The 22405-nt window shown below is 68.2% G+C and carries 18 protein-coding genes; 7 read left to right on the forward strand and 11 right to left on the reverse strand.

Going from position 1 to position 22405, the window contains the following annotated elements:
• Positions 1-84 precede the first annotated feature (84 nt).
• From HNP52_RS15215 to HNP52_RS15235, 5 genes are all read right to left on the reverse strand, one after another.
• Complete coding sequence (locus HNP52_RS15215; RefSeq protein WP_221416450.1) at positions 85-546, reverse strand: cupin domain-containing protein; 462 nt, start codon at positions 544-546, stop codon at positions 85-87.
• Positions 543-1460, reverse strand: a complete 918-nt coding sequence (locus tag HNP52_RS15220; RefSeq protein ID WP_184168490.1) for an alpha/beta fold hydrolase — start codon at positions 1458-1460, stop codon at positions 543-545. The genes HNP52_RS15215 and HNP52_RS15220 overlap by 4 nt, the downstream gene beginning before the upstream one ends.
• A 106-nt stretch (positions 1461-1566) precedes the next feature.
• Entirely contained in the window at positions 1567-2853 is a 1287-nt protein-coding gene (locus HNP52_RS15225) for an alanine racemase (protein WP_184168491.1), read from the reverse strand.
• Complete coding sequence (locus HNP52_RS15230; RefSeq protein WP_184168492.1) at positions 2846-4261, reverse strand: D-arabinono-1,4-lactone oxidase; 1416 nt, start codon at positions 4259-4261, stop codon at positions 2846-2848. Before HNP52_RS15230 ends, HNP52_RS15225 begins: the two co-directional genes overlap by 8 nt.
• A 3-nt stretch (positions 4262-4264) precedes the next feature.
• Positions 4265-4606, reverse strand: coding sequence for a cytochrome c5 family protein (locus HNP52_RS15235; protein WP_221416452.1), 342 nt, complete (start codon positions 4604-4606; stop codon positions 4265-4267).
• Positions 4607-4936: 330 nt separating this feature from the next.
• On the opposite strand from HNP52_RS15235, the gene HNP52_RS15240 reads away from it, so the two are divergent.
• Genes HNP52_RS15240 through HNP52_RS15255 form a run of 4 tightly spaced genes read left to right on the forward strand, consistent with a single transcriptional unit; the run spans position 4937 to position 10624 of the window.
• Positions 4937-7363: a TonB-dependent receptor gene (locus tag HNP52_RS15240; RefSeq protein WP_184168494.1), complete on the forward strand. Its 2427-nt coding sequence runs from the start codon at positions 4937-4939 to the stop codon at positions 7361-7363.
• Positions 7350-8723 (forward strand): GH1 family beta-glucosidase, encoded by a 1374-nt coding sequence (locus HNP52_RS15245; protein WP_184168495.1) that lies wholly within the window; start codon positions 7350-7352, stop codon positions 8721-8723. The genes HNP52_RS15240 and HNP52_RS15245 overlap by 14 nt, the downstream gene beginning before the upstream one ends.
• 1 nt (position 8724) lies before the next feature.
• On the forward strand, positions 8725-9942 hold the full coding sequence (locus tag HNP52_RS15250) for an MFS transporter (protein WP_184168496.1): 1218 nt from the start codon (positions 8725-8727) through the stop codon (positions 9940-9942).
• Positions 9943-9970: 28 nt separating this feature from the next.
• Positions 9971-10624, forward strand: coding sequence for a TetR/AcrR family transcriptional regulator (locus HNP52_RS15255; RefSeq protein ID WP_184168497.1), 654 nt, complete (start codon positions 9971-9973; stop codon positions 10622-10624).
• Here HNP52_RS15255 and HNP52_RS15260 read toward each other — a convergent pair.
• The 6 genes from HNP52_RS15260 to pal all read right to left on the reverse strand — a co-directional run bounded on the left by HNP52_RS15260 (position 10621) and on the right by pal (position 18206).
• Positions 10621-11799 (reverse strand): FAD-binding oxidoreductase, encoded by a 1179-nt coding sequence (locus HNP52_RS15260; RefSeq protein WP_311768484.1) that lies wholly within the window; start codon positions 11797-11799, stop codon positions 10621-10623. The genes HNP52_RS15255 and HNP52_RS15260 overlap by 4 nt on opposite strands.
• Positions 11796-13091, reverse strand: coding sequence for a dipeptidase (locus HNP52_RS15265; RefSeq protein ID WP_184168498.1), 1296 nt, complete (start codon positions 13089-13091; stop codon positions 11796-11798). Before HNP52_RS15265 ends, HNP52_RS15260 begins: the two co-directional genes overlap by 4 nt.
• 26 nt (positions 13092-13117) lie before the next feature.
• Positions 13118-13612 (reverse strand): nuclear transport factor 2 family protein, encoded by a 495-nt coding sequence (locus HNP52_RS15270; RefSeq protein ID WP_184168499.1) that lies wholly within the window; start codon positions 13610-13612, stop codon positions 13118-13120.
• A gap of 13 nt (positions 13613-13625) precedes the next feature.
• Positions 13626-16091 (reverse strand): TonB-dependent siderophore receptor, encoded by a 2466-nt coding sequence (locus tag HNP52_RS15275; protein ID WP_184168500.1) that lies wholly within the window; start codon positions 16089-16091, stop codon positions 13626-13628.
• A 275-nt stretch (positions 16092-16366) separates the two neighbouring features.
• Positions 16367-17641: a glycosyltransferase family 1 protein gene (locus HNP52_RS15280; protein ID WP_260396175.1), complete on the reverse strand. Its 1275-nt coding sequence runs from the start codon at positions 17639-17641 to the stop codon at positions 16367-16369.
• A gap of 49 nt (positions 17642-17690) precedes the next feature.
• Entirely contained in the window at positions 17691-18206 is a 516-nt protein-coding gene (pal, locus tag HNP52_RS15285; protein ID WP_184168501.1) for a peptidoglycan-associated lipoprotein Pal, read from the reverse strand.
• Between the two features lie 253 nt (positions 18207-18459).
• Here pal and HNP52_RS15290 point away from each other — a divergent pair, with 253 nt between their 5' ends.
• The 3 genes from HNP52_RS15290 (at position 18460) to HNP52_RS15300 (ending at position 22352) form a co-directional block, all read left to right on the forward strand.
• On the forward strand, positions 18460-19962 hold the full coding sequence (locus HNP52_RS15290; RefSeq protein WP_184168502.1) for an ATP-binding protein: 1503 nt from the start codon (positions 18460-18462) through the stop codon (positions 19960-19962).
• Positions 19959-20639, forward strand: a complete 681-nt coding sequence (locus HNP52_RS15295; protein ID WP_184168503.1) for a response regulator transcription factor — start codon at positions 19959-19961, stop codon at positions 20637-20639. Before HNP52_RS15290 ends, HNP52_RS15295 begins: the two co-directional genes overlap by 4 nt.
• An 81-nt stretch (positions 20640-20720) precedes the next feature.
• Positions 20721-22352, forward strand: a complete 1632-nt coding sequence (locus HNP52_RS15300; protein ID WP_184168504.1) for a Na+/H+ antiporter — start codon at positions 20721-20723, stop codon at positions 22350-22352.
• The last annotated feature ends 53 nt before the right edge of the window (positions 22353-22405 follow it).

Here is a 22405-nt window from a genome sequence, read left to right on the forward strand (position 1 = left end):
GGTTTCTCTGCCGTCTCGCTTCGTTACCCTGGGCCCCGGCTTTCGCCGGGGAGCTGTTAAAACAGCAACCGCACCCTCGATGGCTCAGGGCTTGGCAGTGTAGACCGTGTCGGTCGGGCCCCAGCCGCTGATATAGACGATTGCCGGTTCTTCCCGCGTCAGGGCGAAATGGGCATCGTCGGCGCCTTCGGTATAGAAGCTGCCCGGCGGCAAGGCCTTCACCTTCGCTTCGTCGGCAGTGGTGCCATAGCCGAAATACCAGGTACCGCTGACGACGACCGCGCTGCGTTCGTCGCGGTGGGTGTGCGCCTGGATCCGGGTATGCGCGGGCACCCGGATCTCGATCGTGTAGGGGCCGGCCCTGGTGGGATCGCCGAGCAGCACGGTGGTGCGGATGCCGGCGACACCGGAGGTGCCCGGCCCTGCTCCGCCCTTGGCCAGCGCCTCGATCTCCACCGGCGTGAGGCGCACCTGCTGGGCCTGGGCGGAGAGGCTGGTCAACAGCGCGAACGGCGCGATGCCGGCAGCGAGCAGGTGCATCCTCATCGGCCGGACTCCAGGAAGGCCTTCACCAGCTTGACCGTGGCGGCGGGGTTTTCCTCCATGATCCAGTGGCCGGAATCGGGGACGACCCCTTCGGTCACGTTGGTGGCACCGGCGCGCATCACCACGGCCATGGTCAGCCCGAACGACTTCTCGCCGCCGAGAGCGAGGATCGGCATGTTCAGCTTCGCACCGGTGGCGAGCCAGGCGCGGTTGTCGATCGCGTCCTGATCGAAGGCCGCGAACTGGGCGAAGCCGGAATGCATGCCACCGGGACGTGCGTAGAGCGCGGCATAGTGCTGGCGCGACTTCTCGTCGAACCGCGCCGGGTTCGCGGAGAACTCGTTCCAGAAGCGATCAAGATAGATCCGCTCGCGCCCGGCGACGAGGCGCTCCATGTCCGGTCCGCCGAAGCGGAAATGCCAGAGCAGCGGGTTCTTGAGGATCTCCTCCCAGGGACCGACGCCCGGCACCGGCGCATCGATCAGCACGAAGCGGCCGACGCGGTCGGGCTGCTGGGTGGCCAGCGCGAAGCCGACCATGTTGCCGATATCGTGCGTGACCAGATCGAACTTCTGGATGCCGAGCGCGGCGAGCACGCCCTGCATGTCGCGTCCCTGGTTCATCTTGTCGAACCCGCCGGCGGGATGGGCGGACAGGCCCATGCCGCGCAGATCGGGCACGATCACGGTGTGATCGTCGTCGAGCGCGGCGGCGAGCGGCGCCCACATGTCGCCGGTCTCGCCATAGCCATGGAGCAGCAGCACGGCGGGGCCATGCCCGCCGACGCGGACATGGATGGTGGTGCCGTTGGTGGCGATTTCCTGCGTCTTGAAGGCGGCCGGGAACGGCGCGACCTGCGCGACGGCGGGCGCGGCGACGCATAGTGCCGTCGCCATGAGAAGGGATTTGAGCATTGGGACTTCCTCGAGCCTGGGGATCCGGTTTCGCGAGGAGAGTGTCCGGCCCGCCTTCCCGTCTCAATGCCAGCGCGGGCGCCAGGCGATACCCGGACGGGTAAAGTCAGGCCGAGACCGGCAGCGTCGGCCAGCGATCGACGATGCGCTGGCCATCGAACAGCGCGATGTCGCCGAACTGGAGGAACAGCGCCTCGCTCTGGTTCGGGCGCAGGAAGACATAGTCGTCGGGGTGCAGCGCGACCCTTGCCGATCCGGTGAGCAGCTCCTGGTTGCTCGACCGGCCGAACAAGCCATTATATTCGAGCCCCGGCGGCGAGACCGGCGTGGCGAGCCAGTGGCCGCCATAGACGAAGAAGCCCTTCTCGGTGTTCGGATCGAAGAAGTTGATCGGGCCGGACAGCCATTCATAGCCCGGCAGGCGGAAGCGCTGCTGCGCCTTGATCACCGGGGTGGCGATGAAGGCGGCGGGCAGATGCGGCTCGAGGGTGGACACGTCGAAGTCCACCGGCTTGACGAAGGCGGAGCCGACCGAGACTTCGTTCGCCACCGTCCCCTTGCCCGCATGGAGCGCATAGGTAGGGCTGCCCGCGCCGTTGAGGGTGAGCCCGGCGGGGTCGGTTCCGGCGGATCTTAGCGATGCTATTGATTTGCGATAGCGATCCTGCGCCTCGGCATAGGCGGCGTCGGGATTGGGCATCTTCATGACATGCGGGTCATAGCCCATCAGCCCGGACAGGCTGAGCAGCGGGTTGGCGCGTGCCTGCGCCACGGCCTTTGCCAGGCTCTCGGGATCGGGGAAGCCGCCGCGATGGAGGCCGACATCGATCTCGAGCGCGACACGGACCGGGCGAGCGATACCGCGCGCGATCTCGGCATATTGGGCCAGCCGCTCGGGGGTATCGATCAGCCATTGTACTTTGGCGCCGGCCTCGGCGCTTTGGTTGCGCAGGAACGCAGCGGCTTCCAGCGCGGGCAGCGGCTTGCCGAGCAGCAGGTCGGCATCGGGATGCAGCCGCGCCATGTCGGCCAGCATCGCGCCGTTGAACACCATCAGCCGGTTGGTGCCCATGCCGGCCATGACATGGCCGATCAGCTGCGGCGCAGGCAGCGACTTGACCACCACGCGCAGCGGCAGGCGCGATGGCGCCAGCACCTTCCTGGCGGCGGCGATGTTGTGATCCAGCCGCGTGCGGTCGACCACCAGCACCGGATGCGCGATGCCGGCGTCGCGCAGCGCCTTGCTCAGCCGGAGGAAATAGGCGTCGTGCGCGCCGCCCTGATCGCCCTTGCGCAACGCCGCCACGCCGATGCCGCCGGCGACCACCGCCGCGCCGCCGACGATCATTGCCCGGCGGCCGAAGCGGCGCGGCTTTGCAGGGGCGTCAGCCATGTCCCAGGATACCCTTCAGATAGGGGTTGAGCATCCGCCCCTGCGGATCGAGCGCGCGGCGGATCTCCATCGCGTCGCGCCAGCGCGGATAGAGCGCGGCGAAGTCCTGCGCGCCGAGCGAGTTCATCTTGCCCCAGTGCGGACGCCCGCCATGGCGGCGCAGGATCGGCTCGATCAGGGCGAAGAAGAAGTCGTGGTCCTCCTTGTAATAGGCATGGACCGCGACCGATCCGCTCTCGCGCTGGTAGAAGGGCGAGAGCCAGGCATCGTCCGCCGCGACGATCCGCGCCTCGAACGGGAAGAACACGTCGCGGCGATGCGTCTCGACCGCATCGATCACGTCGCGCAGCGCGGCGACATGCGCCTCGATCGGCACATGATATTCGATCTCCTTGAAGCGCACCGGGCGCTCGTTGGAGAGCAGCTTCCAGCCTTCGTCGACCGCGATCTCGGGCGCGATGCGGTCGAGCTCGCGCGCGGCGATGGTGCGGCGCATGCCGGGCGCGAACTCGAACACGTCGCGCAGCGTCTTGAGGCTCATCAGCGTCTCGGCGTCCGCATCGGGGCCGCGCGGCTGGACCGGATCGCTGGTCACGTCATGGGTGATGACCGCGCAGCGATTGGTGAACGGCAGCACGAGGAACTCGGCATTGCGGTGCCGGGCGCGCAGGGCGGGCCAGTCCTCCAGCACCTCGCGGGTAGGCCGGATCTCGACGCGCTTGCGCACCCGGGTGAGCGGCCGGTTCTGCAGCGTGACCTGCGTCACCACGCCGAACGCGCCGAGATTGACGCGGGCGGCATTGAAGATGTCGGCGTTGCGATTGGCGTCGCAATCGAGGATCTCGCCCGAGGGCGTGGCGAGCCGCATTGCGATGACCTCGCCGTGCAGCGCCTTCAGCCCCTTGCCGGTGCCGTGCGTGCCGGTCGCCAGCGCGCCGGCGAGCGACTGCTTGTTGATGTCCGGCAGGTTGGGCATCTCCTGCCCGATCGCGGCGAGCGCGCTGCCCAGCTCGCGCAGTCTCGTGCCCGCCCAGACCGTGGCCTGACGCTTCGCCGCATCATGGCTTACCAGGCCGGTGAGCCCGTCGAGCGTGAGCAAGGTGCCTTCGGTCGGCACCAGCTGCGAGAAGGAATGGCCCGAGCCGACCGGGCGCACCGGCGCCGGGCCGGACTTGAGCAGCGTGGCCAGCTCGTCCTCGCTGGCCGGCGCGGCGCGTCTGGCGGGATAGGATTGCGCGGTGCCCGCCCAGTTGCGCCACAGGAGATTGCCCGCCTTGTCGGCGAGCGGCGGTTCGGGGGGCTCGCGATCGAGCCAGAGCCGGCGACCGGCAAGCCCCCCTGCGGTCAGCGCCCCCGCACCGACCACACCTCCACCAACCAGCAGCGCACGGCGCGAGATCCGGGCCATCGCTCAGCGCCCCGCCATGAAGCGGATCAGCGCGGCATAATCCTCGGGCTTGCAGGCGAAGCATTGCCCGCCCGGCGGCATGCCGTTCAGCCCGGCAACGGCGTTGCGGGTGAGTTCCTGCTCGCCCTTGGCCCAGCGCGGATCCCAGGCATTGCGGTCGCCGGTCAGCGGCGCGCCGGTGTCGCGCACCGTGTGACAGGCCTTGCAGGAGGTCTCGTAGAGCTGGGCGAGGTGCGTATCGCGGGGCTGCATCGCCGCGCTCTGCGCCTCGGTGATCGGCGACGGGCGGGCGGCGGGCGTTCCGGTGGAACCGCTACAGGCGGACAGCGCAACCAGGCTCGCCACGGCCAGGCTTCGCGCCCCTGCCCTCCAGCCAGAAGCCCCACGCAATTCCCCCCGCGGCAAGGCCATGCGCACCCCCATTGACACCATAAATTAGTCATGGCTAACTAATAGTCATCGCTAATCCGGTCAAGAGCCGTACGCGAGGGGGACTGGGTGGCCGACCAAGCGAACCAAGCATTGTCCGAGACCCGAAGGGCGCCGCGCGGCGCCCTGCCCCACCTGCATTTCGATCCGACCCGGCGCGCCATCGCGCGGGAACCGCGCTGCCCGGCAACGGGCCGAAAGGACTTCTAGCAAAAAGCAGAACGGCACACGCCAGAGGGAGGCGACATGAGGGACGTGCAAAGGGGGACGGCAATCTGCGCAGCGGCATTGCTGTGGAGCGGCCAGGCATGGGCGCAATCGACGACGACTTCGGCGGAGACCGGCGCCGGTGGCGGGAACGGCCAGGCAGCGGGGGTCGAGGAAATCGTCGTCACCGCGCAACGGCGCGAGCAATCGCTCCAGGACGTGCCGATCAGCGTCAACGTGTTCAGCGCCGCGACGCTCGACGCGCTGGGCGCGCAGAGCGCCGGCGACATCGACACCTTCACGCCGGGCCTGACGATCGACGACACCTCGGTCACCCAGCCCCATTATGCGATCCGCGGCGTCTCGTCGGACGATTTCGGCATCGGCACCGAGCCCGCGGTCGGCGTGTTCATCGACGGTGTCTATACCGGGCGCTCGGGCTCGGCGCTGATCTTCTTCAACGATGTCGACCGCGTCGAAGTGCTGAAAGGCCCGCAGGGCACCCTGTTCGGGCGCAACACCTCGGCGGGCGCGATCTCGATCATCACCAAGAAGCCGGTCGATGCGTTCGAGGGCAATGCCCAGCTGCGCATCGGCAACTATGAGCGCCGCCGCGCCGAGGGCATGCTCAACGTGCCGCTGGGCGACACGCTCGCACTGCGGGTGAACGGCGTCTACAACAAGCGCAACGGCTATCTGACCGATGCCGTGACCGGGCGCGATTATGAGCGCGAGGACAATTGGTCGGGCCGCGCCGCGCTGCGCTTCCGCCCCGGTGCGGGCACCGACATCCTGCTCGCCTACGACCATGACAATACCCACAAGGACGGTCCAGCCGCGATCGGCATCGGCCCGCTCGCGCTCAGCCAGGACCCCGAGGGGCCCTTCGCCAACGACACGCTCGGCGGATCGCGCGAATCCCGGCTGCTCGACGCCTTCACGCTGACGATCGACCAGGACCTGGGCGACAAGCTCAAGCTGACCAGCCTGTCTTCCTATCGCTGGTTCAAGACGCTCAACCGCGAGGACGAGGACGGCACCAACCTGGCCGCGCATCATCTCGACACCGAGAATAACGAGCGTAACCGGAGCTATTACCAGGAACTGCGCCTCGCCCAGTCGACCAGCAGGCTGACCTGGGTGCTCGGCGCCAGCTATTTCCACGAAAGCGCGATGCAGAAAACGCGGACGATCGCGCTGACCGATTCGATCGACACGGTGCTCGCCAATGTCGCCGGCCTGCCGCTGTTCACCGTGCTCGACAGCGTCGGCCTGCCGGTATTCGGCATCCCCTGGGTGGAATCGATCGACAACCATGCCGACAATGATTCCTACGCGGCGTTCGGCGACCTGACCTGGTCGGCCACGCCGAAGCTGAACCTCACCGTCGGCCTGCGCTACACGCGGGACGAGAAGAAATTCTCCTGGCAGGTCAATCCGTACAGCGCGCCGGGGCTGACGCAGGTCGGCGCGCCGGGCGCGCTCTACAACGCGATCCTGGGCGCCAGCGTCTTCCCGGACGCCGCAACGATCAGCGTCGCCGATTTCTACAATGCGGTGGTCGGCACCAACATCATCTTCGAGGCGGGCGCACTGAACGGCACCCGCTTCACCCGCAAGGAAAGCTTCTCCGACGTCAGCCCGCGTTTCGTGATCGACTATCACTTCACCCCGGACGTGATGGCCTATGCCTCGGCCGCGCGCGGCTACAAGGCAGGCGGATACAACAGCGTCGAGCTCAATTCCTTCTTCAAGCCCGAGACGGTGTGGAACTTCGAAGGCGGCCTCAAGTCGAACCTGTTCGAGCGCCGGCTGCAGTTCAACCTGTCCGCCTATCACTATGTCTATCGCGACCGGCAGCAGCTCAGCCTGGAATCGATCAGCGGATCGGGCGTGCCACAATATGTGACGCTGAGCGGCGACTCCAGGGCATGGGGCATCGACCTCGACACCCGTTTCGCGATTGCGCCCGGTATCTCGATCGGCGCGGTGGCGGGCTATATCGACTCGGTCTGGGTCAGCCGCACCGAGCAGGGCGTGGACATCGACGGCCAGCCGACCGGCGAGCCCAGCTTCCGCGGCGTGCTGAACGCCCATCTCGACCGCGATCTTGGCGGCGGCGCCGGCGGCATCTTCGCCGATGCCAGCTACAGCTACACCTCGAAGCGGCGGCTCAACGACGCCATCCGCGCCTCCGACGCCGCGCTGGAGAACAGCCCGATCTATGGCGACATGGTCGATTTCTCGAAGCTCAAGCGCCTGCGCGGGAGCCGCGAGATCGTCAACGCGCGGATCGGCTGGCGGCTGCCGGGCAACGCCTTTTCGCTGTCGGTCTTCGCCGAGAACCTGTTCGACGTGCGCACCCCGCGCACGCTCAACCCGATCAGCGCGCAGACGCTGGGCACGCCCTATGTCCGCATGGACCGGCCGCGCTTCTGGGGAGTGGAGCTGAATGGGCGGTTCTGAGCCGGGCCGCCCGGCCTTCCCGCCCGGCTTCCGCTGGGGCGTGTCGGCCTCCGCCTATCAGATCGAGGGCGCGGTCGCCGAGGGCGGCCGCGGCCCTTCCACCTGGGACCGGTTCTGCGCCGAGCCCGGGCGGATCACCGACGGCAACAGCGGCGCAATCGCCGCCGATCACTATCATCGCTTCGCCGAGGATATCGCGCTGATGCGCGACCTGGGGGTGACCGACTATCGCCTGTCGATCGCCTGGCCGCGCATCCTGCCCGAGGGTCGCGGCACGGTGAACCAGCCCGGGCTCGACTTCTACGAACGGCTGGTCGACGCGCTGGGCGAGGCCGGCATCGCGCCGATGGTGACGCTCTACCATTGGGACACGCCCCAGGCGCTGGAAGATCAGGGCGGCTGGACCAATCGCGACATGGCCGGCTGGTTCGCCGATTATGCGGGGATCGTCGCCGCGCGGCTTGCCGACCGCGTGGCGCGCTGGGCGACGCTCAACGAGCCGATGGTGCTGACCAACATGGGCTATGCGGTCGGCGGCCATGCGCCCGGCAGGACGCTCGGGCTCGGCGCGCTGCCGGTGGCGCATCACCAGCTTCTCGGCCATGGCCGCGCGGTCGCGGCGCTGCGCGCCACCGGGGCGTCGGGCATCGGGATCGTCAACAACCAGATGCCGGTATGGCCGGCCAGCGACGATCCGGCCGACGTGGCGGCCGCCAATCTCTACCGCACCCTCACCTGCTGGCTCTACTCCGACCCGGTGCTGCTCGGTCGCTATCCCGAGGCGATCGGCGCGGTGATGCCCGGGCCGGTCGAAGCCGACCTCGCCGAGATCTCCGCGCCGATCGACTGGTACGGGCTCAACTACTACAATGCCGAGAAGGTCGGCGCGCCGAGCGAGACCGTGCGGGTGGTCGATGGGCATGCAATGCCGTCCGACCTGCCCTTCGACCTGGTGCCGATCGAGGGCCGCGCGACCACCGATTTCGGCTGGCCGGTCACCCCGGAGGGGCTGGGCGAGATACTGGCCGCGCTGCGCGCCCGCTATGGCCCGGCGCTGCCCCCGATCCATATCACCGAGAATGGCGCGGCCTATAGCGACGAGCCGGGACCGGACGGCGCGGTATGGGACGGCAGGCGGATCGACTATCACGCCGCGCATCTCGAGGTGCTCGCCGCCGCGATCGCGGGCGGCGCGGACGTGCGCGGCTATTTCATCTGGTCGATCCTCGACAATTTCGAATGGGCGGTCGGCCTGTCGCAGCGCTTCGGGCTGGTGCATGTCGATTACGAGACGCTGAAGCGCACGCCCAAGGCGAGCTTCGCCTGGTACCGCGACTTCATCCGGGCCCAACGAGCCTGAGATGACCGGGATCGCCTCCGCCTCGCCGGCGCCGCGGAGCGATCGCCTTTCCGCTGCCGGGCTTGCGGCGCTGGCGCTGGCCAATGCCGGGCTCTGGGCTGCGCTGTTCGGCCCGATCGAGCTGCTGCTCGCCCAGCATTCGAGCCTGCTGGCCCCCGACGGCAAGGTCGCGGTGCTCGGCATGGTCAGCGCGGCCGGAGGCGCGACGGCGATGCTGACCAACCCGATATTCGGCGCGCTGTCGGACCGCACCCGCTCGCGCTTCGGCCGCCGCCGCCCCTGGGTCGCATTCGGCGCACTGGCCGGCGCGGGGAGTCTGTTGCTCCTGTCCGGCGCGCAGAGCGTGGCGATGCTGGCGCTTGGCTGGTGCCTGGTCCAGGCATCGCTCAACGCGATGATGACCGCCTTGGTCGCGACCATCGCCGACCGGGTACCGGTGGCGGAGCGGGGTGCGGCGGGTGCCTGGTTCGCCTTTGCCCAGGCGCTGGGGATCGTCGGCGGCGTGGCGCTTGCCCATGCCACCGCGCCGGACCTTGCCGCCGGCTATCGCAGCTGCGCGGCGCTGCTGCTGGTCTGCGCCCTGCCCTTCCTGCTGATCGAGGATCCAGGCCCGACACCCCTGCCCGCTCCACCGACAGCGACGGCGCGCCCGCCCGCCGGCACCGCCGACATGGTCTGGGCCTGGCTGACCCGCTTCTGCTTCAACCTGATCTCCGCCCTCGCCCTGCTCTATCTGCTCTACTATCTCGGCGACGCGATCCATCGCCCCGCGCCCGATGGCGACGTGCTGCTGCTTACTGCGCTCCACATCGCCGCCATGGTGATCGTGCTGGTGCCGGCGGGCCTAGCCTCGGACAGGATCGCACGGCGCAAGCCGTTCGTGCTCGCGGCATCGGCTTCGATGGCAATCGGCATGACCCTGCTCGCGGTGCAGCCGGCCTGGGGGCTGGTCATCACCGGGGTTGCCTTCGCGGGGATCGGCTTCGGCCTCTATTCGGCGGTCGACGTCGCCATCGTCACCGAAGTGATCCCCGAGGCAGAGGAATCGGCTCGCGATCTCGGCATCTTCAACATCGCCAATGCCCTGCCCCAGGTCGCCGCCCCGGCGCTGGCCGCCGCGCTGATCGCCTTTGCCGGCTATGGCGCGCTCTATGGCGCGGGCGCGCTGCTGGCGCTGGTCGCGGCCGTCACCGTACTGCGGATACGGGCGGTTGGATGACGCCGCCCGATCGCGTAGAGCGCCCCCGATGGCGAAGCTGAATATCTCCCGGCCCTCCTCCACCGTCGAGCCGAAGCAGGCCCGGGCGCTGCAGACGCGCGAGACGCTGCTGGAAGTGACCGCCGAACTGCTCGCCGAAGTGGGCATCGAGCGCATCTCGACCAACATGATCGCCCAGCGCGCGGGCATGACCCCGCCGACCTTCTACCGCTATTTCGACGACAAGTTCGCCGTGGTGGAAGCACTGGGCATGCGGCTGATGGAACGCCAGAACGCCGTGCTCGCGGACTGGATCGAGCGCTATGCCCATCGCGGGATCGAGGTAGCGGCCGCGCATGCCGGGGATCTGCTGCGCGAAACCGCGCTGGTGACCCAGAACGAGCCCGGCGGGGTCTGGGTCGAACGCGCGCTCCACGCGACGCCACGCCTCGAGCATATCCGCATCGAGTCCCACCGTTTCGTCGCGGACAAGCTCGCCGACGCCTTCGCGCCGCTGCTGCCGGCGATCCCGCGCGAGGCGATCTGGCGGCGGATGCGGATCGCGGTCGAGTTCGGCTATGTCACCGGCGAGCTGCTGCACAGCGAGCAGGACGTGCCCGAGGAGCTGCTGCTCGCGGAGACGGCGGAGATGCTCCGGTCGGCCTTCACCAGCTGGGGCAGCGCCGCGGGGAGCGCCGGCTAGGCGAAACGATCCGGCCGGAAGGCGTCCAGCGGTTCGGCGGTTATGCCATCCACGATCTCCTGCGCCGCCAGCCGCCCCAATGCGGGCGCGAGCGTGACGCCGCTATGGGTGACGGCGACGTAGAGCCCGCCCAGCTTCGGCGCGAACCCGACGACGGGGAAGGAATCCGCCGGCACCACGCGCTGGCCGACGCTGACGCGCTCGATCCCGGCATTTGCGATGCCCGGCAGATAGGTGGCCGCCGCGTGCTGGATTGCCTGTCCGAAGGCTTCCCCCCCCGCCCCTTCCGGTGCGCCGCCCTCATGCCCGCTGATGCTGGCGACGAAGCGGCCGTCCGGCATCTGCTTGAAGGTACTGCGCGGCGCGAAGACCACCCGATCGAGCACCGGCCTTTGTGGACGGGTGTGGAGCAGCACGCCCGGCGAAGCGGTGAGCGGCAGTCCTATGCCCGCCTGCCCGGCCAGCGCCTCGCTGCCCAGGCCCGCCGCGAGCACCACGGTATCGGCTTCGATCACCCCATCCGCCGTCTGCACGCCGGCAACCTTGCCGTCGCGGACGAGCAGCGAGCGCACTTCGACCGGCGCCCGCAATTTCGCACCGAGTTTCCGCGCACGCTCGAGCAATGCGGCCACCGCGCCGACGGGATCCACCGCCCCTTCCTCCGGGAAGAAGGCCGCCGCCGAGACCGGGCCGATGTCGAGCCCCGGCAGCAGGGTCTTGAGCGCTCCCGCATCCACACTACGCCCGGCATAGCCCCAGGATTGCGCGATTCTCAGGCTCGCACCCAGCCTGGCCGCCTCGGCCTCGCTGTCGCGCCAATAGGTTGCTCCGCCCCATTGCAGGGGAAGCGCCGGGCCGGCCTCCTGCTGCCAGATCCGCCAGCCTGCCATGCCCAGCCAGTTCAGCTGGAAATAGGGCCGCGAGCCGGTCTTGGTCGAAGCGTTGAGATAGGCGAAGGAATCGCCCGTCGCCCCCGCCGCCGGCCTGGACTTCTCGAGGATGGTGACCGCCACGCCGCGCTTGGCAAGTTCATAGGCGATCGCGGCGCCGACGATCCCGGCGCCGATCACGATCGCGGTGCGGGTCCCCGGTGCAGCCGGACGGGCGCATACGGCCGCGGGGAGCAGCGGGGCGGCTGCCAGCAGCCCCAGCGTGGCGCGGCGGTCGATCCTCACTGGCCGGCCTTCGGCTTGGCGAGCGCCTGCACCTGGCCCCAGACGCGCAGGAAGTTGCCGCCCCACAGCTTGGCGATATCGCCCTCGCTATAGCCTCGGCGCTGCAGCTCGGCGGTGATGTTGACGGACTCGCCGACATCGTTCCAGCCGATCACGCCGCCGCCATGGTTGAAGTCGGACGAGATGCCGACATGGTTGATGCCGATCTTCTTCACGACATAGTCGATCTGATCGACATAGTCCTTGAGCGATGCGCGATAGTCCGGGCTGCCGGTGATCTCGTGGAATTCCTCGCTGTACTTCGCGAAGACCGCGGGCGGGAGCACCTTCACGCCCTTGTCCGACAGCGGCTGGATGCCCGCCGGCGTCTTGTCCTCGGGAATGCCGTAGCGGCGGCGGATCTCGTTGAGCTTGGCCAGCGCTTCCGGCGGGAAGGCCTTCACCCAGGAGCTGTACGCGTTGATCGCGACCACGCCGCCCTTGGCCGCGATCGCCTGCAGCGTCGCGTCGTCCAGGTTGCGCGGATGGTCGATCACCGCGCGCGCATTCGAATGCGAGGCGATCACCGGGGCACGGCTCAGCTCCAGCACCTGACGAACGCCCTGGGCGGTGATCTGCGATACGTCGATCACCACGCCGAGATCGTTGAGCCGCGCGACCGCCTGGCGCCCCAGCGGCGACAGCCCGCCATGTTCATTGAGCTTGTCGCCGCGCAGCAGGTTGGGCCGGGCCGAGTCCGCCAGGTCGTTGTTGCCGGCATGGGTGAAGCCGAAGATCGACACACCCTTGGCATGCCAGGCGTCGAGCTGGCTCAGGTCCTTGCCGATCAGATTGCCGTTGAGGATCGACAGGATGATCGCGACGCGCCCCGAACCCTCGATCGCCTGCAGCTCCTCGGGCGAACGCGCAATCTCGGTCTGCTGCGGATAACGCCGGACCACGGCCTGGATCGCATCCAGCTTCTGCTGCCCCTTGGCCGCGGCTTCGGCATAGCCGGCAGGGGTGCGCGCATTCTGCGGCACGAAGATCGCAAGCACCGCGCCCTTCAGCCGGCCGCGCTTCGCCTTGACGAAGTCGAACTGGTCGGGCCCGTCCTGGCCGGGGTCATGCGCGCCGGTGCCGAAGTCGAACGGGATGTCGAGATGGTTGTCGAGATTGGGGATGCGCTCCTGGAGCGCGGTCGCCGCCTGGAGCTGTTCCGGCGTGAAGCTCTGGGCATGCGCGCCGGCAAGGGGCAGCGCCGCCCCTGCCAGCAGCAGGAGCAGTTTCGAACGGAGGACAAATCGGGCCATGGGATGTCTCGCTTGGAAAAGGGGGATTATTGCGCGGGGCGGGTCAGCTGGCGGGCGATGAGCTGCCAGCCGCGCGGCCCCTTGGTCCACACGTCGAGGCCCGAAAGCCGTGCGGTGCTGGTGGTGCCGTCGTCCTTGCTCAGGTGGAACGTCCAGCTGGCGGTGACATAGGCGACATTGCCGTAGCTGCGGACCTTGGCATCGGCGATGTCGACCGCGGTGAAGCGCTTGCCGGGCGCCAGGGTCCGGTCGATCTGCTCGACCTTGGAGAGCACCGCGCCATCGGTATGGCCGTAGGAAAGGTCCGGGTGGAAGGCGGTGTCCAGCCCGGCCCGATCGGCCTTCACCACGGCTGTACGATAAGCATCGATCGCAGCGATCACCGCGGAGCGGGTCGCGGCGGAGCCACGCTCCTCGACCGCCGCATGCTCCTGCGCGAAAACCGGAATGGACGACAGGCTGGCGGCACCGGACAGGCCGGCAGCAGCGATCAGCAACGCGCTGAGATATCGGGATTTCATGGGAACTGGCTCCTTAGAAGGACAGGTCGAGGCGGGCAAAATAGGTGCGGCCGGCGCCACCCTCGGGCGACAGGCCCGAGTAGAGCGCGACCACGGGATTGCGGGCGGCGGGCAGGACCTGGTCGGGATGGCTGTCGAGCAGGTTGTTGATGCCGGCCGAGACGCGGGCATTGGCGAACAGGCGATAGCCGGCCGAGAAGTTCACCACTTCCTGCGGCCCGAAGCGCTGGTCATAGGCGACCACGGCGTTGCGCGCCCAATAGATGCCATAGCGCGTGCTGGAGAGATGGGCGTCGAACCCACCATTGGTGTAGTCGGCCGCCAGGCGCACGAACGTGTCGGGGTTCCACTCCTCGATCAGGCCGCGTGCCTCATGCCCGATCAGCGACAGGCCGCTACCCGCCAGCACCGCCGGGGTCGCCTTGATATGGGTGATCTTGGTGTCGCTCAGGTTGAAGCCGGCACTCAGGTCGAGCCGCTGGTCCTCGCCCAGCCGCCAGCGATAGCGCGCCGTCGCATCGATGCCGCGGGTCCGGGTGTCGACGGCGTTGGTGAAATATTGCGCGCCCGAATAGGTCGGGAAGCCGGCGCTGGTCAGCACCTGCCGGACCAGCGTGCCCGTAAGCGTCTCGGACAAGGCGATGCGGTCGTCGATCGTCGTCTGGTAGAAATCCACCGTCACCGACAGGTCACTGCTCGGCGTCCAGACCAGGCCGGTCGAGAGGTTGGTCGCCTTTTCCGGCTTGAGCGCCGTCGCGCCGAGCGCACGGGCGACCGCGCTGTCCACCCGTGCCAGCTTGTTGGTGGCCAGCACGCCGTTGGTGATGTTCGGGATGGTCCGCGAATAGGCCGACTGGCCGAGCGATGGCGCGCGGTAGCCGGTGCCGGCGCTGCCGCGCCAGGCGAGCTTGGGCGTCACTTCATAGCGCAGCGCCAGGCGCGCGTTGGCGGTGGTGCCGAAGTCCGAATAATGCTCGACGCGGCCGGACGCGGTGACGCGCAGGCCCTTGGCCAGTTCGGTCTCGAGCTCGAGATAGCCGCCGACCACGTCGCGGGTGCTGCGTCCCGCGTCATCGGGCGAGAAGCCGCCAAAGCCCTGCGAGGCCGGCGTCGCCACCTTACCGGCATTGGGTCCGTCGAGGATCGGCACGCCGCCATTGGCCCAGGAGCCGTAGTCGCCCTCGAACACCTGATAGGCTTCGTGGCGATAGGCCAGGCCCGCCGCGACATTGAGGGGTCCGCGCAGCAAGCCGGTCTCGAACGGACGCTTCCAGTCGAAGGTGACATTGGCCTGCTCGTTGAGCAGGTCGCCGGTGTTGAACGATGTCGGGCTGGCGGTACCCAGGCTGGCATTGTTGGTGTTGTAGACCAGGCTCTCCACCCGGTTGCGGCCATAGTTCGCACCCAGGTCGAAGTCGCCGGCCTTGCCCGACCAGCGCGCGCCGCCGCCGATCGAGGCGTCGCGGGAATGGACGCGCAGGAAAGGCTGGAAACCGTCCGGAAACAGCACGCGAACCGTCTGATCCGCATTGGGCTGCCTCAGGTTCCCGAATCCCTCATCCTTCCGCCACCCATAGCTTCCGGTGAGGTACAGCGTCACGCCGCCTACGGTGCTTTCGGCGTTGAGCAGCAGGTTCTCGCGCTTGGTGGCGCCGCTGCCATAGAACCAGTTGCGGTTGGGAAAGCTCGCCTCGCGCGGATCGCCGGCGAAGTACATCGTGCGGTTGTCGCGCCCCGAAAGCCGGGTGCGGCCGATGTCCCACACGTCAAAGGCCAGCGTGACCGAGCCCTCACCCGGCAGCTTGGCGCCGATCGAGCCCTCGATGCTCTTGGTCTCGCCATCACCCTGGTCGTTGACGCCGTATTGGACCGCGAGGTTACCGTGCCCGGCCTGCTTCTTGAGCACGATGTTGACCACGCCGGCGATCGCGTCCGAGCCATATTGGGCGGAAGCACCGTCGAGCAGCACTTCGACGCGCTCGATCGCGCTCAGCGGGATGCTGTTGAGGTCGACCGTCTGCGCGCCCTTGGCGACGCCGCTGCCGGCGTTGAGCTGGGCGGTCGCGTGGCGGCGTTTGCCGTTGATCAGCACTAGCGTCTCGTCCGCCGCCAGGCCACGCAGCGACACGCCTTTCACAAAGCTGGCCGCGTTCGACGAGGGTACCGAGGTGGGGAAGTTGAAGGAAGGCACGAGGCGCTGCAGCGCCTCGGACAGGGTGCGCGCGCCGGTTGCCTGCAAATCCTCGCCGCTAACGAGCTGGACCGGGGCGGAGCTTTCCAGCGCCTTGTTGCCGCTGCGCGAGCCGACCACGACGATGGCATCCTGCTCGTCTCCGGTCGCGCCGGATTGCGCCTGGGCGGGCGAGATCAGCGCGAGAGGTGCCGCTATCGCAGCGACGGCAACGCCACCGAATAACCGAAGACCAATTCTGCCGATACCAGCGCACGCCGCTCGAGCATCATAGTTCTTATAACGCATGACTATGCTATCCCCCTGATGGACATCAGGCGGGTTGACCCACATTATTTCAGCACAACTTCTCGTTCGCGAAGCCACTTGGAAAGCTTCACCGCACGGAATTATCATCCCTTCCGGGAATCATTGCAGAAACGCGCAACCCACCTTTGTTTTTGCTTACAGCTAAAAACCTACCGAAATGGTGGGAATTGGCGAGATAGTTACCCTTTATGTCTACCTAGGGGAGCTATCGGTAATTAAATTTCGCAAGCAAACCCAAGACTTGGCTGCCTTCGTCAGCGCGCGATCAGCCCGGAATAGGACTGTAGGACCTGGTCCAATATGCCCGGCCAGCGATACCCACTCGCCGCGACATGCGCCTCGCGGGCGAGCGAGAAGCGCAGGTCAGGCCGCTCGATCAGTTGCCCTACCGCTTCGGCCAGTTCCGGCGCCGAGGCCGGAGTGAGCATGCCGGATCGTCCCGGCGCGATCAGTGCCTGGGCGCTCCCGACATCGGCGCTGACCACCGCGAGACCGGAGGCCATCGCCTCGAGATTGACGTTGCCGAAGGCCTCGGTCGTGCTCGGGTTGATCAGGACATCGGCGCTCGCCACCGCGCAGCCCAGCGCCCTGCCGTCGAGATGCCCCGTGAAGACTGCGTCAGGCAGCAGCGTGCGGAACCGTGCCTCGGCCGGTCCGGTACCGACGATCAGCGGGCGCAGCGGATAGCCGCGCTCGCGCAGCAGCCGGACCGTGTCCGCGAATACCGCGATGCCCTTCTCGATCACCAGCCGGCCGAAGAACAGCGGGACGATCTCGTCATCGCGGTAGCCCAGCGCGCGGCGCCAACCCAGGTCGCGCAGAACAGGCGAGAATGCGGCGGGGTCGATGCCCCGCCCCCAGATCGCGATATCCTCGCGCGCCACGCCCATTGCCACCAGGCTGTCGGCCGAGGCGGCATTGGGTGCCAGTACCCGATCGCTCGCCTGGTAGAAGCGCCGCAGGTGCCATTCGCCGAGCCCCCGCAGAGCACCCAGCCCGTAATAGTCGAAATAGGTCTCGAATCGGGTGTGCAGGCTCGCCACCACCGGCACATCAAGCTGGCGCGCCAGCTTCTGGGCGCCCCTGCCGAGCAGGTCCGGCGCGGAGACATGGATGATGTTGGGCGCGAAGCGCTCGATATCGGCGCGTACCGATCGCGGCAGGCCCAGCGCGACGCGGAACTCACTGCGGCCCGGTATCGGCACCGACGGCACCGACACCAGGTCCCCGGCAGGCGCGAAGGCGGGTTCGGCGATGGTCGGGGAATAGACCCGCACTTCCGCCCCGCGATCAAGCAGGTGGTCGACCAGGCGATTGAGCGCCCGATTGGCTCCATCCCGTACGCAGTTATAGTTGCCCGAGAACAGCGCGACCCGCATCCGCGTCGCCGGTGTGCCGTCATTGGCGGGACGCTCGCGACGCGCGGGCACTGCCGGATCGGCCGTCCCGATCGGGCGAACCTGTACCGACGGCCCCGGCCTGCGGGCGGAAACGTCGGCACGGGGAAAGTCGGCGGGCGAAATCTTCATGGTGATGCAGATCATGCGCGAGGCGACGCCACCTCGCACGCATTATTCGTTACGGAAGCTGAATGACGACTGACACGGCACGCCGGTTCTGCGCATGCGAGGCCTCGTCCGATCCCAGCGCCTCGGGCCGCTCCTTGCCATAGGAGATGGTCGTGATCCGCGCCGGCGCAATGTCCTGCATGGCCAGGAACTCGGCCGCGGCGCGCGCGCGGCGATCGCCCAGCGCGAGGTTATATTCGCGCGTACCGCGCTCGTCGGCATGTCCCTCGACCAGGAAAGCGACGCGCGGATGCTGGCGCAGCCACTGCGCCTGGCGAGTCAGCGTGGCGCGCGCTTCGGGCGAGAGCGTATAGGCATCGAAGGTGAAGAACACGCGGTCACCCGCCGTCGCCGCGAGATCGGCCTGCAATCGAGCCAGAGCCGGATCCTCGCCATTCTCGGCATGGCCCTCGCCGCCCGTGCCAGCGCCGGTGACGTCGGAAGCATTGCCCGGCGCCTGCCGCTTGGTGCAGCCGCCAAGCGCCGCCGCACCGATCATCACCGCCAGCATCAGTTCCTTACGCATACCCTCTCCCAGGAAATGTTTCGGAAACATCCCTAGAGAGGCTTTGATGGAGGGCGTTACTATAGGTTTTTTATGCATGGACCCGCATGCGCAGGCGCCATAGCCCTTTTCGTCGAGAGCGCGCTTTTCTGCATTCCCCTCTCGCAGGCCTCCCCCCAAAAGAGGCGCGTGTTCCCACCGCGGCGGCGGGCAGCAAGGTCGTCCCCGGCCAAGCCCGCCGCCCGGACCAGCCAGAGGCAACGCAACGAGCTTGATGACGTCCCGACGCCCGAACGCGATCGCCCGCCTGCTCCTCGCGCGCCTGCATCTGGATCGCGACGACATGCTGCGCACCGCGGTCGTGCTCGCGCTTTCGGCCGTCATTGCCTTTGCCGTCTACCCACTGGGCGAAGTCGCCTCGGCGCTGGTGTTCGTGCTCGGCATCACCGTCGCCGGCGCGTTGAGCGGCCTGGCATCGGCGCTCATCGCCGCGCTCGCCGCCTTCCTGATCTACAATTTCTACCTGACCGAGCCCGCCCTCACCTTCCGGATCGCGACCGGGGGCGATCTTGCGCCGCTGATCGTCTTCAACCTGTGCGCCTTGGTCTCCGGCGTGCTGGCCGGCCAGCTCAAGGATCATGCCCAGGCGGCGCGATCGAGCAACCTGCAGCTCCACAGCCTGCTGGCGCTGAGCCGTCAGCTCCAGTCCGCGATCCGCCTGCCCGACGTCGTCGCCACGGTGGAGCGCGCCGTCCATGACATTCTTGGCGCGGGTGCAGCCCTGTTCCGCTTCGAGGGCGGGGAACTGCGCAGCCTTGCCCCGGCATTGGCGGAAGCGGATTGGCGTGCATTCGCAGAACGGATCGCGGCCAAGGCCGTGCCCCAGGGCGAAGGCACGTTATTGGGCAGGCTGCTCAAGCCCGCCAACGCTCCCGATGCCGTGCTGGTGATCGAGCCGCTGCGCCCGGGAAAGATCACGCCGGCCTTCATCGATGCGGTCGCCAATCTGGTCACGCTCGCGCTCGAACGCGCCGCCCTGTCTGAGCAGATCACCGAGCGCCAGGCGGTCGCGCGCGCCGAGCAGCTCAAGACCGCGCTGCTCGCTTCGGTGAGCCATGATTTCCGCACCCCGCTCACCGCGATCAGCGCTTCAGCGTCGAGCCTGATTGCTTATGGGGAGAGATTCGATCCCGAGACCTCGGCGGGGCTGTTGCGGGGGATTGTCGAGGAATGCGAGCGGCTAAATCGCTATACCGCCAACCTGCTCGAGATGAGCCGGCTGGAAGCGGGCGGTATCGCGCAGCCGCTGCAGATCCTGGGCGCTGCCGAGATGGCCGCCGCCGCGCTCCACCGGGTCCGCCCGCGCGCCGGCGGGCGGCAGATGTCGCTCCAGGCCCCCGCTCCCGATCTGCTCGTCGCCGCCAATGCCGCCCTGTTCGAGCTGGTGCTGATCAACATCCTCGACAATGCGATCCTCTACAGCGACGACGATGCCCGGGTGGAGATCGCCATCACCGCCGAGCAGGGCGCCTGCCGGATCGACATCGCCGACAGCGGCCAGGGCATTCCCGAGGCGGCACTGCGCCGCGTGTTCGAGCGTTTCTATCGTGCGGGCCGCAGCGAGGCGGCGGGGCGCGGCAACGGCCTGGGGCTCGCCATCGCCAAGGGCTTCGTCGAAGCGCTGGGCGGCACGATCGAAGCCACGCTTCCCGGCCTGGACGGCCGCGGCACCCGCATCACCATTCGTCTTCCGCTCGCCGAGGCAGCACAAGCATGACCAACATCCTCCTCGTCGATGACGAACCCGCGCTGATCGCGGTGCTGAAACCGGTGCTCGGTGCCGAAGGCTATAGCGTCGCCACCGCCTCCGGCGGCGCGGCGGCGCTGCGCATGGCGGAGGACATCAAGCCCGAAGTCGTGCTGCTCGACCTCGGCCTGCCCGATATCGACGGCAAGGACGTGATCCGCGCGCTCCGCGCAACCAGCGCCGTGCCGATCATCGTCATCTCCGCCCGCCACCAGGAAGGCGAGAAGATCGCCGCGCTCGACAATGGCGCCGACGACTATGTGAACAAGCCCTTCGAGATCGGCGAGCTGATGGCCCGCATCCGCGCGGCGATCCGGCGCAGCTCCAGCCTGGAGAACGCCCCCAGCACCTATCGCAGCGGCCCGCTGGAAATCGATTTCCAGACGCGGCGGGTGTCGCTGGCCGGTGACACGGTGAAGCTCTCCCCCAAGGAATATGACCTGCTGCGCACGCTGGCGCTGAGTGCAGGCCAGGTGGTTACCCACAAAAGGCTGCTCGCCGTCGGCTGGGGCAGCGACGGCGCCGACAGCCAGTATCTTCGGGTCTATATCGGCCTGCTCCGCCAGAAGATCGAGGAAGACCCGAGCGATCCCCGCCTGCTGGTGACCGAGCCGGGCGTCGGCTACCGCCTCGCCAGCGCCAACTGATCCACGACGGAACCCAGCAGCGGGGTCCGGACATTCAACAGGGCAGCCGCGATCCGGCGGCGCCAGAAACAGGACAGAGCCTTGGAAACCGTATCGATCATCCTGTTCCTGCTGCTTGCCGTGGTGGTCAGCGGCGCATTCGCCCGGATGCTGCCGTTCGGCGTGCCGGTGCCGCTGGTGCAGATCCTGCTCGGCGCGGTGATCGGGCTGTCCACCTCGCACCGGGTCGTGCTGGATCCCGAACTGTTCCTCTTCCTGTTCCTGCCGCCGCTCCTGTTCCTCGACGGCTGGCGCATCCCCAAGGACGAGCTGTTCAAGGATCTGTCGACCGTGGTCGAGCTCGCGCTCGGGCTGGTGCTGCTCACCGTGATCGGCATGGGGCTGCTGATCAACTGGATGATCCCGGCGATGCCGCTCGCCGTTGCCTTCGCACTTGCCGCGGTCGTCTCGCCGACCGATCCGATCGCGGTTTCGGCGATCGCCGCGCGCGTGCCGATCCCGAAGCGCATGATGCACATCCTCGAAGGGGAATCGCTGCTCAACGACGCTTCAGGCCTGGTCTGCCTGCGCTTCGCCGTAGCCGCCGCGCTGACCGGCAGCTTCTCGGCAGGCGAAGCGGCGCTCACCTTCCTCTGGGTCGCCGGCGGCGGCCTGGCGATCGGCGTGCTCGTCACCCTGGCGGTGTCGGGTGCCAAGACCTGGGTCACCCGCCGCTGGGGCGAGGATACCGGCTCGCAGATCCTGGTCAGCCTGCTGATCCCGTTCGGCTCGTACCTGCTGGCCGAGCATTTCCACGCGTCGGGCATCCTCGCCGCGGTGGCTGCGGGCGTGACGATGACCTTCGCCGAGATCTCCCGCCAGGCGATGGCGGTCACCCGCATGCGCCGCAACTCGGTTTGGGACACGCTGCAATTCACCCTGAACGGCGTGATCTTCGTGCTGCTCGGCGAACAGCTGCCGGGCATCGTCGCCGGTGCGAAGGAGACGGTGCTGCTGACCGGCCATCATTCGCCCTGGTGGCTGGGCATCTATGTCGTGGCGATCGTCGCGGGCCTCGCCGCGCTGCGCTTCGCCTGGGTGTGGACGTCGCTGCGCCTCACCATCCTGCGCAAGCGCGAGGGCACCGCCGAGATGCAGAGCCCGAACTGGCGGCTGGTAGCGGCGACTTCTTTCGCCGGCGTGCGCGGCGCGATCACCCTGGCCGGTGTGCTCACCCTGCCGCTGGCGCTGCGCGACGGCACGCCCTTCCCTGCGCGCGACCTGGCGATCTTCCTGGCCGCCGGCGTCATCATCGTGTCGCTGGTCCTCGCCAGCGTCGGGCTGCCGATCCTGCTCAAGGACCTGAAGCTGCCGCCCGAGCCCTCCCGCCAGGCGGAAGAGGATTCCGCGCGCGTCGCCACGGCGGAGGCGGCGATCCGCGCGGTCGAGCGGCACCAGCATGAACAGGGCGAAGCGCATGACGATCCCGGCCTTTATGCGGCGGCCGGCGGCCGGGTGATGGACTTCTACCAGGAGCGGATCGACGGGCTGAGCGACGGCGGCGCCGACGAGCTGCGCCTGCAGGAACGGCTGGCCAGCGAATTGCGCCTGGTCGGCATCCAGGCCGAGCGCGCCCAGCTGCTGGAGCTTGCCAGGGCCCGCGCGATCGGCAGCGAGATCGCCCGCAAGCTAACCCGCGAACTCGACCTTGCCGAGGCCCGCCACCGCGGGTGACGCACGCGAAAAGGCGCGCGGTGCCGGAACACCGCGCGCCCTTCGTTCAGCTG

This window comes from Sphingomonas kyeonggiensis (assembly GCF_014204495.1).
GTDB lineage: Bacteria > Pseudomonadota > Alphaproteobacteria > Sphingomonadales > Sphingomonadaceae > Sphingomonas > Sphingomonas kyeonggiensis_A.